The organism is Bacillus sp. OTU530 (assembly GCF_038440375.1).
Window position 1 is genome coordinate 1 of the sequence record NZ_JASATP010000002.1, and the last position, 13,282, is coordinate 13,282.

Annotated in this window: 12 protein-coding genes; 7 read left to right on the plus strand and 5 right to left on the minus strand. The window is 41.2% G+C overall.

Going from position 1 to position 13,282, the window contains the following annotated elements; genetic code table 11:
- The first annotated feature begins 125 nt into the window (after nt 1-125).
- Complete coding sequence (locus AAHB12_RS01410; RefSeq protein WP_165350885.1) at nt 126-272, plus strand: hypothetical protein; 147 nt, start codon at nt 126-128, stop codon at nt 270-272.
- A 126-nt stretch (nt 273-398) separates the two neighbouring features.
- Here AAHB12_RS01410 and AAHB12_RS01415 read toward each other — a convergent pair whose 3' ends face one another.
- From AAHB12_RS01415 to AAHB12_RS01435, 5 genes are all read right to left on the minus strand, one after another.
- On the minus strand, nt 399-1,574 hold the full coding sequence (locus AAHB12_RS01415; RefSeq protein WP_129731043.1) for an MFS transporter: 1,176 nt from the start codon (nt 1,572-1,574) through the stop codon (nt 399-401).
- A gap of 490 nt (nt 1,575-2,064) precedes the next feature.
- On the minus strand, nt 2,065-2,670 hold the full coding sequence (locus tag AAHB12_RS01420; RefSeq protein WP_342044050.1) for a nitroreductase family protein: 606 nt from the start codon (nt 2,668-2,670) through the stop codon (nt 2,065-2,067).
- Nucleotides 2,671-3,087: 417 nt separating this feature from the next.
- Nucleotides 3,088-3,258 (minus strand): hypothetical protein, encoded by a 171-nt coding sequence (locus AAHB12_RS01425; protein ID WP_342044051.1) that lies wholly within the window; start codon nt 3,256-3,258, stop codon nt 3,088-3,090.
- Between the two features lie 12 nt (nt 3,259-3,270).
- Nucleotides 3,271-4,803: an IS200/IS605 family accessory protein TnpB-related protein gene (locus AAHB12_RS01430; RefSeq protein WP_342044052.1), complete on the minus strand. Its 1,533-nt coding sequence runs from the start codon at nt 4,801-4,803 to the stop codon at nt 3,271-3,273.
- Nucleotides 4,804-5,284: 481 nt separating this feature from the next.
- Nucleotides 5,285-5,524, minus strand: coding sequence for an IDEAL domain-containing protein (locus tag AAHB12_RS01435; RefSeq protein WP_342044053.1), 240 nt, complete (start codon nt 5,522-5,524; stop codon nt 5,285-5,287).
- A gap of 776 nt (nt 5,525-6,300) precedes the next feature.
- Between AAHB12_RS01435 and AAHB12_RS01440 the strand changes: the two genes are divergently transcribed.
- From AAHB12_RS01440 to AAHB12_RS01465, 6 genes are all read left to right on the plus strand, one after another.
- The gene (locus AAHB12_RS01440) at nt 6,301-7,920 is read left to right on the plus strand and encodes a sensor histidine kinase (protein WP_342044199.1); all 1,620 of its coding nucleotides are present in this window, start codon (nt 6,301-6,303) and stop codon (nt 7,918-7,920) included.
- Nucleotides 7,904-8,593: a response regulator gene (locus AAHB12_RS01445; RefSeq protein ID WP_342044054.1), complete on the plus strand. Its 690-nt coding sequence runs from the start codon at nt 7,904-7,906 to the stop codon at nt 8,591-8,593. The genes AAHB12_RS01440 and AAHB12_RS01445 overlap by 17 nt, the downstream gene beginning before the upstream one ends.
- A gap of 194 nt (nt 8,594-8,787) precedes the next feature.
- A complete protein-coding gene (locus AAHB12_RS01450; RefSeq protein ID WP_342044200.1) occupies nt 8,788-9,765 on the plus strand; it encodes a tripartite tricarboxylate transporter substrate binding protein in 978 nt (325 codons plus the stop codon).
- Between the two features lie 111 nt (nt 9,766-9,876).
- The gene (locus AAHB12_RS01455; RefSeq protein ID WP_342044055.1) at nt 9,877-10,332 is read left to right on the plus strand and encodes a tripartite tricarboxylate transporter TctB family protein; all 456 of its coding nucleotides are present in this window, start codon (nt 9,877-9,879) and stop codon (nt 10,330-10,332) included.
- A gap of 12 nt (nt 10,333-10,344) precedes the next feature.
- Nucleotides 10,345-11,871 carry a tripartite tricarboxylate transporter permease gene (locus AAHB12_RS01460; RefSeq protein ID WP_342044056.1) on the plus strand — a complete coding sequence of 509 codons (1,527 nt, stop codon included), beginning with the start codon at nt 10,345-10,347 and terminating at the stop codon, nt 11,869-11,871.
- Nucleotides 11,872-12,284: 413 nt separating this feature from the next.
- Nucleotides 12,285-13,247, plus strand: a complete 963-nt coding sequence (locus AAHB12_RS01465; protein WP_342044057.1) for a 2-hydroxyacid dehydrogenase — start codon at nt 12,285-12,287, stop codon at nt 13,245-13,247.
- Nucleotides 13,248-13,282: the final 35 nt, after the last annotated feature.

A 13,282-nucleotide genomic window follows, 5' to 3' on the forward strand; every position in this document is an offset into this window, starting at 1 on the left:
TCCCTTCTGCATTTGCAGAAGGGATTTTTTATATTAAGCTAATAAAATAAGAATACGTGAATACTAGCGGTAATATTTGACCATCCTATACGATAGAGAATTCAGTACAGGAGGTTGATCCGGGTATGGAGAAGCACGGGTTTTTATCCACGGGTTTAGCTGTTGGACTAGGTCTATTTGGGGTTGTCGGTCTATCGGCTGTTGTTTTAATTAAAATTATGGTAACTATTGTGGAATTATTTATAACCGTAACTACTTTAACAGTTTTGTAACTGAAGTAACGATAATAGAGCGCTGTATATACAAAAAAGACGTATCATACAGTGCTCTTTATTATCACATGATTCAATACCCCATGAAGCAAGTTATACTACTTGCAGACACAAAGTCCACTCTCTTCATTGTTCAATAGTCTCCTTAGATGCGATTAAAAAATAAACAAAGAATGCAACACAAATACAAGCAATGAACCCATATCCACCGAAAACATCAAATTTGGATGAAAAATAACCAAAGCCCAAACCGGTAATGATTAGAACTACATTTAGCCCTAATGACTGAAACGAATCAATGGTCGCTCTCATGGAGGAATTGATTCGATGGTGCAAGTATCCGGTTGTAATAGGTTCTATTATCCCTGAAAGCAAACAAATGAGGAAGATTGCTACCAAACTCGTATAGTCCTTAATCACTGAGATATAGATGAACCCAACAGCAAAAATAGCGGTCACGCCCGACAGTATTGTTCTGTAACGGAACCGGCTTTTGATTACATATGCAATTATATTTCCCGGAAGTCTCACAATCATAATGGCTGCCGAAAATAAGCCTGAATATAAAACCGGGATTTCCAATCTATTTAAATAAAGCTGCCAGAACTCATCGATGAAGCTTAAGGCTGCACCAGTAACCATGCCAGAAAGCACCACAAGATAAACCCCTGGATGTTTTCTGAAAAAGCGCACGGAAGCTTTTATATGTTCTTTAATCTCAGTTGATTCATCGGATTTGCTTTTAACAGCTGTCTCAACTAGCATCAACGATACACACACAGACACAAGCATACTGACAAACGATATCCAATAATTCAACTCAAAACCATACCGGCTCGCCAAAAGACTCCCACACAATGCTGCTATGATGGCTGCTGTGAAATCACACACGTTCAAGCGACCAAGATACTTTTCAAAAGCTTGCTCTTGACCATTTTGCAGCAATGAATCATAAAGCATTGCATTTTCCGACCCGCTGCTTGCGGAACGGGCAATGCCTGCTAGGAAAATAGCAGCTGCAAAATGCCAGAATTCCGTTGCGAATACCAGTATAAGAAACATGAAACATTCTAATAAGGTGCTCAACACGATCATTTGCTTCCGTCCCCACTTATCAGCAATGATACCTGTTGGAACCTCAAGTAAAACAACGGTTATGGCAAAAATTATTTCTGTATATACGACCATCTGGATGGTCATTCCTCTTTGTTCCCAAAATAACCTTTCAATTACATATGCAGGTATTAGATTGTAAAAAAATCGTATCGCATATAGCTTCCAAATATTTAATCTATAGTTCATAACGAAGCTCCTCTCATTTCTGATTGCACTTAGCCAATCAAATAATGGAGGTGCTCGTGAACGATTGGATTCTACATCTTAGCAGGGAGGTCTTGCGTATGGTGTCATATCAACATCTCCTTTGGTTTTATATTATTCATCTTTTTTTGTTGCATTTCAAGAAAGTATAAATTTTTAGTCAAAAGTGAACTCGACGTAGCAGGAAATTTTGAGAACAAAGTGTAGGTGCAACTACGCCTCTGTCTTCGCCCAAAGGCAGGGCTCGCCAATCGACGAGTTTTCTTTATTACATCAATCATAAGTTGTAGGAAATAATTGGTCAATTAGAAGGTTTTTTGGCAAATGTTTCACGGGGGCGGCGGCATTATGCAGTAGCTTCAGTGGATAACACTCAAGAACTTTTCGACAGGACAAAGGAAAATGCATACATATAAAACAAAAAATGCTTAGTAGGAATTTGCTAAGCATTTTTTGTTTATTGTTACACAATTTATTTCAAGGGCTGGCCAAAGCTTCCTTCAAATATGGATTCCTCTAAAGGACGGCGAGGAGATGGCTGTTCGCGCTGTTGAAGAGCTTCAGGAAGAGCATCCTTTTCACCTTGATAGCCAATGGCAACTAATGCATTAATAGCATAATCATCTGGTATTTGAAGGACTCCCCGTGCTTTATCAAAATCAATGCCGGTCATTGGATGAGTGATAAGCCCCTTATGGACTGCTTCTAACGATAAACTGCCCCATGCTGCACCTGTATCGAATGCATGGGAGCGATTATCGCCATGTTCTGAAGTCACCTTTGAGATAATCAGGGCGAAGGCAGGCGCCTTTTTGCACCATGTTAAATTGAATTCACCAATGAAGGAATGGAATTGCTCACGAGCTTCTTGCGAACGGGCGATAATAAATCTCCAAGGCTGTACGTTAAAAGCAGATGGTGCCCAACGTGCTGCTTCAAATAAACTGAGCAATACTCCCTCAGGAACTTCCTTCTCTGAAAATGAACGAGGAGACCAACGATTTACGAAAACCGGATCAATCTCATATGTGGGCTGACGGAATTGCGCTGCTTTAGATTGGGAATTTGAAGATATCATGATAATTACCTCCTGTTTTGTTAGTACCTATTCATTTTATAGTTGATGCTATTTATTTTCAAACAATATGATTGAGAATATTTGGATGAGATGCTGAAGGCATTGAACTACCCCCACCTACTCGCTAATGCTCCTTGAGGTGGGGGATTCTGTATTTTCTTCCTAAGAAGCAAAATACAGAGCCGTTCAACAGGCTTCTCATAGGGCAAATAGGGAGAGCTCACACTTCCTTGTACGTGACAAAGCCACCGAGGTGACCTTGTCTCATACAAGTAGTGATAGTTGCTTCTCTTTTTTCACCCTATACGTGTTGCGATGTTCTTACACCAATGCACCCACCATTCTGGAGTTAGATCCTCTGGCCTTTGCGGCAAAATGATGGTGATGCAAGAACAGATGATGCCATTCCAAACGAAGTCAGGTTTCCCTTTCTTCTAACCAAATTTTTGGTACATACTTCTGCAAACTATCACGTTCTGCTTGTGTCAGCCCATAGTTACAAATCTCTTTATTGAATAATGGATAAGATTGGCCCGATACATGATAGAATACGTGCAGACGAAGCGCTTTGAATGCTTTGGTCAACATACTCCATTGTTTTCAGTGGTGCTCCCCATCCTTACGTTCTGTATAGGTTTGCAACACCTTTGGCACCTGCTCCTTCAGGTTCATGCCGCGTCTGCCAATGACATAGGAAGCTGCTTGATAGATGGAAATATGCATCTGTTTCATATACTTCATCTTCCCAATCTGGCTTGTGAAGGCAGGATTCACTGCAAACACAGTGACTCCCATTTTAGCAGCTCGGCTGTGAATGCTATCCTGCATCTTTTTATAGGCAAACATGCTTATCCTTCGGTTTTGCTTCCGATTGCGGTAACGGCCGGCAGACTTTGATAGAGTTGTATCTAATACTTCTAACACAATCGGTTTATTTCTTTGAACCGCGATATCCACCAAACGAATCGCTTCTGCTTCTAGGATTTTTGTAATTTGTCCGCTTCGTTTTCCTTCTAAGGAGAAATAGAGACAGGAGGAGGAAAGTAATTGTCCTTGTCCATTTACATTGGAGAAGGCAATATGATTGTAGTTGAGATCTACACCAATGACACCGTCTGCTTTTGAATAATTGATAGGAGGATGTTCTAGTTCTTCTATCATGCATTTGATGATGTAGTACGTACCATGGTCTTCGATGGACCAACCGATTGGCTTGCCATACTTCTTTTTGTTCTGACAGGAAAGCTGCGTGGCGATAGATTCTTGCACCTGATCTTGTCCATAAGGAAAATACACATAGGGAAGTATAAGCGCTTGTCCTATAATACTTCTGACGTGTAAGGTTTGGCTTTGTGCATCATATTGGAACACAAAGTTCCCATACTTCGCATCCTTCCGTCCAGAGAGCGTCATCTTGGCGTTTCTTTTGTAACAGAATGCATGTCTCCACGCCGCATGACTCTTTTGATCCTTACGCATTGTATATTGCTTACGAAAGAAGGAACGAGAGCCGAACAAAACCGAAGGAATCTCTCGTCTTAATTTCTCCTTTTTCTGCTCCTGCCGAAGGAGACGATGCCGGAGCTGTCCGATTCTTGCCTTGAGACGTTTGAGCTCTTTATCTATATGCCGATGCTCAAACAGGTAGGGGAAGAACCAAACCTGTGTCTCGTTCTTACGATGAAGCGCATATACCGCACCGGAAGCTGTTTGATGCATCCGGTACCCCATTCTCTTATGCAATTTCGGTTTTCTATCCACAATTGATTGCTTCATGTTTTGCAATGCTGTCAGCTTGCTGCGTTCCTTTTTTAATTTCTTTTGAATCGATTTCATGACACTGTCTATCTGTTTGACATACAACGTTTGTAGTTCCTTTTGCGATGTCCGAAGAGCGTTTGCTTGTTGGACTGCGCTATTCGTATAGTAGTCATCCAGTTGAAATTGTTTCTTAATCGCAAGGTGAAGAGTGCCTTCATACGGCTTGTTCCCTGTGCGTAGATGTTTTGTTTGCCACGCATAAGCCGTGCGCACGGCTCTATTATAGAGACGGAGAGAATGAGAGAGTTCCTGATTCACATCGTGGGGGACCTTGTGTTTATAGATTCGATTGGAAAAATAACACTTCTTCATTCCTTTCTCCTCTCTTCTGGTTCATTTTGGTAATTATATATTACCGAAGGAACATACGTTTGTCTAGTGGAGTTTTCCTATTCAAACATGCTAGGCGAATCGCCTAGCCGACATTCATCCCTCACTTACCACTGGGCTACGCCCATCACGTGCTTGAAGTGGGGGTCTTCTGTCGGAAAATGATAAACGAGGATAGCTCGGAAATAATGGGGGCTTGGTTTAGGTGGTATCAGGATCTTACTAATGCTAGCTATGATAGGATATACGTTGGAACGAAAGATAAATTACACGAATTATTGCTGACAACTGATCCAGTTAACGTTGATGAATCTCTCATATATTGAGACCGTATGAGGCAAAGGCTTAGCGATTACGGGAGTAAGAGGTAAACCCTTCATTCTTTGGCAGGCTGCCTTCCTGGTGAGCCTGCTTTGTTTGCATCCTATGTCACTATGTACTATTTACATTTGCTTAGGAAATGCTAACTCACTAATCCTTCTCGTAAATTCATGACCTTTCCAAGTTCGCTAGAGAATATGAGAAAGGCTTCCTTATCTCGTGTATCAAGCGCTTCATTCACTTTAAAGCGCAAATAATTGATACGTAAATCTAAATCAGAGATAGCACAAATGGTTCCTTTCATACGCAGATGTTCAATATCCTCTAAAAACATAAACATATTATATTCGTCGTTAATCGTGATAAGGACGTACCAGCCCATACCGTCGACATATCTTCTCTCTTCTTCAATTGTTCAGATATCACCCGCTGAAAAGTAGATTGGATGTCGCTCGGGACAGTTGCAATTTAACTCGTATTCAAAAGACTTTAGTGTAACAAAGTTGCTATTCATTGTATTGCCTCCTTATAGTGATCTATAGTCTGTTGGTATTTTTCTTGCATCATTATTTTTGCTAGGCTGTTTGTAGCTACCAAAGTCAAACTTCTTCTCTTCTAAGGCTGATTGTTCTTCCGGTTTGAGCCTAGCTTTCCCTTGTCCTATAAATGTAGGAACTTTTCTTAAAGATGAAACAGAAACAAGGGGGAGGTTTATATTTTTACACTGTAAGAAAGTATAAATTCTCAGCTAGAAGTGAATTCGACACAGTGATTTTTCTTTAGTTGATATTAATTATCATTTATATTCACTAGTTTAATTGATAATGATTATCACTGTCAACTAATTATGTGTGTAAGATCTATTTTTTGAAATCCCATAACAAAGCTTAGCTGCAGTAATGTTCAGTGGTTTAAACAAATGAATTTTAGGGAAGTTACTAAAAGGAAGGCTTTTCTAAACTAGATTGCAGAACTTAAGCTATGTGTTGCTATTATACAGTTTGTCTTGTAACAGAATTTCTTTGCACATAAGGCTTTTTGTTTTATACTTCAAAATTATGTTAAAATAGATTAAAAGAATGAAAGCAGATGGATCTTGTCACTTTTGTTGGAGTAAGGGGAATGTCTCCTTCTAATATTAGGTAGGGAGAGGGAATGTTGAAGCTAAAAAAACTGAAACTGCAGCAGCGAATTACCTTGTTCATTATTGCTCTTATTATTTTAATTGTTTCGCAAATCAGCTTTCTATTTTATTACGTGCTATCTGATACGGTCGAGAATCAATTAGGAAAACGTGCGCTTCACGTTGCGAAAACTGTAGCGGCTATGCCTGAGATTAGATCCGCATTGCATACGGAAAACCCGGCAGCTATCATTCAGCCGATTGCGGAACGCATCCGGCTGGAAACAGATGCTGAGTTTATTGTCATCGGCAATAAACAGGGAATACGTTATTCTCATCCAAATCCGCAGAGAATTGGCAAAAGAATGATGGGCGGAGATAATGATAAAGCACTTGTAGATGGAAAAGCTTATATATCCAAGGCAAAGGGCACGCTTGGATTATCTTTGCGCGGTAAAGCTCCAATTTGGGATGAAAACGGAAATATCATTGGGATTGTCTCAGTTGGCTTTCTGATGGAGGATATTAATCAAATTGTCGGCGAATACGATTATACCATGTGGGGGATTGCCCTTTCTGGAGCAGTCATTGGAATCATTGGCTCCGTGTATCTCGCGCGCAATATTAAAAATTTAATGTTTGGTCTGGAACCCGAGGAAATTGCATCCCTGTACGAAGAGAGAAGTGCTTTAATTCAATCGGTTCGAGAAGGGATTATGATGATTGATAAGCAAGGAAGGATTAGTCTTTTAAATCAAGCCGCATATGAAATTCTCCTTATTCGTCAGGAACAAAATGTAATCGGAAAGCCTGTTCTAGAGGTGATTCCGAATACATCCATTTTAGAGGTACTTCGCAATGGGGAAGAGCAGCTAGATCGACAGTTACAATTAAAGGGACGAACTATTATCGCAAATCGGTTGCCCGTTAAAATTGGTAATGAAGTAATAGGCGTTGTTTCGAGTTTTCGTCTTAAATCTGAAATCGATCAACTAACAGAGGAGCTTTCACAAGTCAAACGCTATACAGAGGCTCTCCGTGCTCAGACGCATGAGTTTAATAATCTTTTGTATACGCTTTCGGGATTGATTCAGCTAGAGTCCTATGAGGAAGCACTAGAGCTTGTGCATAAGGAAACAGCGGTTCAGCAGGATTTTGTCCAGTTTATTATGAGCAGGCTGAAGGATCCTAGACTCGGTGGAATTTTAATTGGTTTTTATAACCGTGCAAGGGAATTGAAAATTGATTTTGTGCTCGATCGGGAAAGCAGTCTAGAGAGATTAGCTGAGCATATTGATAGCAGCTATTTCATTTCTATTCTTGGCAATTTAATTACTAATGCTTTTGAATCTGTTGAGGGAAATACGGATAAAGAAAAACAGGTACGCTTATGTATAACAGATATCGGTGATGATTTGCTTCTTGAGGTTGAAGATTCGGGCTCGGGTGTAGATGACAACCTAATTCCATATATTTTTAAACGCGGCTTTTCTACAAAGGATGGAGGAAATCGTGGATACGGTTTGGCGAGAGTGAAGGAATTGGTAGATGATTTGCACGGCAGCATTGCAATTGAAAAGGGAGATTGGGACGGAGCATTATTTATTGTGGCCATCCCAAAAGAAAGGTGTGGAGAGAATGTCTCAGCCTATTGAGGTATTGATTGTTGAAGATGATGTTCGAATTGCGGAAATTCATCGCCGCTTTACTGAGAAGATCGGTGGGTTTACAGTCGTTGGAACGGCAACGAACGGTGAGCAGGCAAAGGAGTGGATTGAGCTTGTGCAGCCGCAGTTGATTTTGCTTGATGTGTATTTACCTGATATGAGGGGAATCGATCTTGTACCGTTTATTCGTGAGAATGCCAAGGAGGCTGATATTATTATGATTACGGCCGCCTCGGAGGTTGATGTTGTGCGCCATGCAATGCGAGGCGGAGTATTGGATTATATCGTCAAACCTTTAACGTTTGATCGATTTAAGAGGAGCTTGGAGCATTACAGGAGTAAGATGCAGCAGCTTGAGCAGCAGGAGAAGCTATCTCCTGATCAAATTGAAAGCTTGTGGAATACGAGCTCGCCTGGTGCGGAGATACATGTCGATACTTCGCCAAAGGGAATCGATCCTTTAACGCTAGAGAAGATTTTAAAATGTGTTTCAGGAATAGGAGAGGAGGGAATTACAGCAGAGCTTCTTAGTCAGGAGTCAGGGGTGAGCCGATCTACCGCAAGACGTTATTTGGAGTACTTAATTTCACAGCGAAAGATTTATGCGGAGCTTATTTATGGAAATGTTGGTCGTCCTGAACGCAGGTATTTTCAAGTATAGGAATCGTAAATTTTATGAACAAAATGAACTTTATGTAACTTATTAATAGTATTAACAAAAACTTAAATTAAACTAAATTTTCCGATAAATTTAAGACAGCTTGAAAACGCTGTCTTTTTTGTTGGTTTCACATCATTCCAGGGGGGTTATGAAATGAGAAAAATGGCAACTGTATTTCTTTCCGGTGTGCTGGCATTGGTCTAGCGGCCTGTGGGGGAACAAAGGAACAAGCGGCGACAAAAAATGAAAGGGCTTCCAAATATCCGGAGAAGCCAATTACAATGGTTGCTCCATCGGGGGCAGGCGGCGGATGGGATAAAACAGCTAGGTCTATTACCAAGGTTTTAGCAGAAACGAAGCTGGTGGATCAGACGATGACGGTTGAGAATAAACCAGGGGGCGGCGGTACTGTGTTCCTTGCAGAGTACGCAACACAGGATAAAAAGAATTCCTACAAGCTTTTTGTAAATTCGCCTCCTATTTTAATTAATCACGATAAAAAAGAAGGAAACAGCCCCTATGGGTATGGGGATACAACACCTTTAGCACAGCTGACGACGGATTATGGAGCAATTGTAGTAAAAGCGGATTCTCCGTATAAGGATTTAAAATCTGCGCTAGAAGCGATAAAAGCAAATCCTGCAAAGGTGACAGTGGCAGGCGGATCAGCTCCAGGATCTATGGATCACCTTGTGGCAATTCTACCAGCTTATAAGTACGGAATTGATCCAAAGTCAGTGAAGTATGTTTCATATGACGGCGGCGGGGAAGCGATGGCGGCATTGCTTGGCGGAAATGCTGATTTGATTGCAACGGATGCATCAAGTGTAGGAGAGTATTTGAAGGCAGGAAAAATTAGAGTACTGGCTATTAGTGCAAAAGAACGTTTAAGCGGAGATTTAAAGGATGTACCAACATTTAAGGAGCAGGGGGCAGATGCTGATTTCACGATTTGGCGCGGTGTATTTGGACCAAAGGAAATGACAGCAGATGCGAAGCAATACTGGGAGGAGAAGCTAAAAGCTTTGTCTGAGCATGAAGCTTGGAAGAAGGAGCTGCAGGCAAACGGATGGGAAAGCGAATATAAAAATGCTGCCGATTTTAAAAAGTTTCTCGGTGAACAGGATAAGGTTGTAAAAGAACTATTATCTGCACTTGGCATGGAGAAATAGAGGGTGTGGTAGAGAGGGGAGAAGGTTGACTTCTCCCTTTTCTAAACAATAAAAAAGGGTTTCTTTCAAGGAGGCCCATGTCCGCTTTTCTTTACTTAACGGGGGTGAACTATGAATCGGTTGTTTGATCGTTACGCAAGTTTGGTGTTTTTCATTCTGGGAGCTGCATTTGTGTTTGAAAGCCGAAAAATTTCAGAGAGTGCATACGGAAGCAATGTAGGTCCGGATATTTTTCCGATGTTTTTAGGATGTGCACTTATTCTTCTTAGTCTGCGCTTGTTCTATGAAACATTCCAGTATTATGGATCAGAGCAGAAAAAGCAATCATTAGATTATAAGAGATTTTTCATCATACTAATCTCAGCTATCCTGTACGCATTGTGTTTGGAGACTGTCGGATACGTGATTGCAACCTTTTTGTTCTTGGTGGTGGGGTTTCAAGTAATGGAACGGGGTGGATGGTGGAAAACACTATTGATTTCAGCGATATTTTCTGGCGGTGTATACTACGTATTCGTACAAGTTTTGCAGGGAACATTGCCAGGATTTCCGATTTGGTTGAACTAAGGAGGTGCAGAAATGGGAACAATACAATTTTTAGCTAATGGTTTTGCAGAAGCGATGCAATGGCATAATCTTTTATTTGCGTTCATCGGGGTATTAATTGGGACAGCCGTGGGAGTTTTGCCAGGTATTGGTCCAATGAGCGGTGTAGCGCTGCTGATTCCGGTAACAGCAACGTTAACATCAGGTCTTGAGCCGGAAGCGGCGGCAGCAAGCTCTATTATTTTGCTGGCGGGTGTGTATTACGGAGCAATGTACGGGGGATCGACAACTTCTATTTTGCTGAATACACCAGGTGAGTCTTCTTCGGTTGTGACGGCGCTTGATGGATATCAGATGGCGAAGCAAGGACGTGCTGGTGTAGCGTTATCGATTGCGGCAATCGGTTCGTTCGTTGCAGGTCTTGTCTCACTTATTGGTCTTGTATTGCTTGCGGAGCCTTTATCGGCGATTGCAATTTCATTTGGCCCGGCTGAGTACTTTTCTCTCATGATCTTAGGTCTTTGTGCAGTGAGCGGACTTGCTGGAAAATCGATGACGAAGGCGCTGATCATGACAGTTTTTGGATTGCTGCTTGCTACAATTGGTATGGATAATGTGTCTGGTGTGGCACGTTTTACGTACGATATTCCTGTTTTGTATTCGGGTTTGGAATTTTTGACCATTGCAGTCGGACTGTTTGCGCTTGGAGAGGTGTTTAAGACAATCTTAGAAAAGGATGACGCGGGAGGGGATATTGCGAAGATTGGAAGGATTCTCCCGACGAGAGAGGATATGAAGAAAAGTTCTGGACCTATTATTCGGGGATCCCTACTCGGGTTTTTTATTGGTATTTTACCCGGTGCGGGCGCAACGCTAGCTTCATTTTTTTCCTATATTGCTGAGAAGAAAATGAGCAAAAACCCTAGCAAGTTCGGACAAGGAGCGATAGAGGGTGTAGCTGCTCCGGAGTCTGCAAATAACGGAGCGTCAGGCGGAGCGATGATTCCGCTTTTAACACTTGGGATTCCGGGTTCTGGAACAACAGCCATCCTGATGGGTGCTTTAATTATGTATAATATTCAACCAGGTCCATTGCTTTTCAGTGATCATCCGCAGGTAGCCTGGGGGTTGATTGCAAGCATGTTTATCGGAAACATTATGCTTCTCATTTTGAATATGCCTCTTGTTAAGGTATTTGCAAAAATTATTGAAACACCGGCAAAGTATTTGCTGCCGCTTATTATTGCTATTTCTATTTTCGGGGTGTATGCGGTGCAATTTACAACATTTGATTTGCTGCTGCTTATTGCATGCGGGATTGCAGGATATTATCTTACAAAGAATGACTTTCCTGTTGCTCCGCTCGTTCTTGGTCTTGTGCTAGGACCGATGATTGAGAATAATATGCGCAGGGCACTTACGACATCAAACGGTGACTATATGATTTTCTTGCAAAAGCCTGTTTCACTGGTCTTTTTGTTGGTTGCGGTGTTATGGATGGTTATACCTCTTATTCTAAAAATGAGAGGGCGCAGTGTGATTATTAATGAAGAAGCTTAGAAAAATAGAACGAAAGAAGCGTTATGATTACAGATGGCAGGAGAGTATAAGGAAGCTGAGTGCAAGTACTTGCGCTCAGCTTTTATGGTTGTGCAGTTTGTAATTCATGAAGGGTTTTGGTGGTGAACCTCTTCTTTAGCGACTAAAGTGGAAGGAAATGCAGGAGAAGATGGAAGAAGGAAGAATATTGTAAGTTATTTATATGAAAAGGAATTTGATTGTTTCTATTAATGGAGCAGGGTCTGCGGATACATCCAAATTCTATCATATGTATGAGTAAGCCCTGGAGATGATGCATAGACTTGGTCACAACTCGTTATGTTTTTCAATTCGTCCCAGTTTGGAGAGAATGGGAGAAGTAAATTCAGAAGGATTTCTTTTAAGAGGATTATTAACAAAAGGGAGTGTTCACATTGAAAGCAAAAGTGTATATTACGAGAAAAATTCCTGATGAAATCGTTTCTAAAATCGAGGCAGTATGTGAAGTACGTATGTGGCAGGAGGAAGCAAAGCCTGTACCCCGCGAAGTGCTGGAAAAGGAGATTGCAGACGTTGATGGACTCTTTTGTTTACTGACAGAATCGATTGATAAGGCATTGCTTGATCGGGCAAATGCTTTGAAAGTAATTAGTAACATGGCTGTAGGTTATAACAATATTGATGTTGAGGCTGCCAAGCAAAAGGGAATTAGGGTTACTAATACTCCAGGAGTTCTGACTGAGACGACTGCTGATTTAACATTTGCTTTACTGATGTCGACAGCTCGCAGATTAGTAGAATCAACAGAGTACCTAAGAAGCGGGAAATGGGAAACGTGGTCTCCTCTGCAACTGGCAGGGCAAGATATATATGGGACTACCCTTGGAATTATCGGGATGGGAAGAATCGGGGAAGCATTGGCAAGACGAGCAAAAGGCTTTAATATGAATATCCTCTATTCTAATCGCAGCCGTAAGCCAGTTGTAGAAGAGGAGTTAGGTGTGCAATATGCTGAAATGGATCGGCTGCTGCAAGAAGCAGACTTTGTTTGTATTATGACGCCATATACACCTGAAACAAACAATCTAATTGGTGAACGAGAATTATCACTTATGAAAAATACCTCTATTCTTATTAATACTGCACGTGGCGGAATCGTAAATGAAGATGCTCTATATCATGCCTTGAAAAATGGAGATATTTGGGCGGCTGGACTTGATGTCTTTGAAAAAGAACCTGTACCATTAGAGCACCCGCTTCTTACTTTACCAAACGTTGTAACCCTTCCGCACATTGGCAGTGCAAGTATTAAAACAAGAATGAAAATGGCGGAGTTAGCAGCAGAAAACTTAATTTTAGCTATAAAAAACCAAACTCCAAAGCATGTAGTAGTGTAAACTCTATTTCCGAATTTTGAATACATATCCAGTCT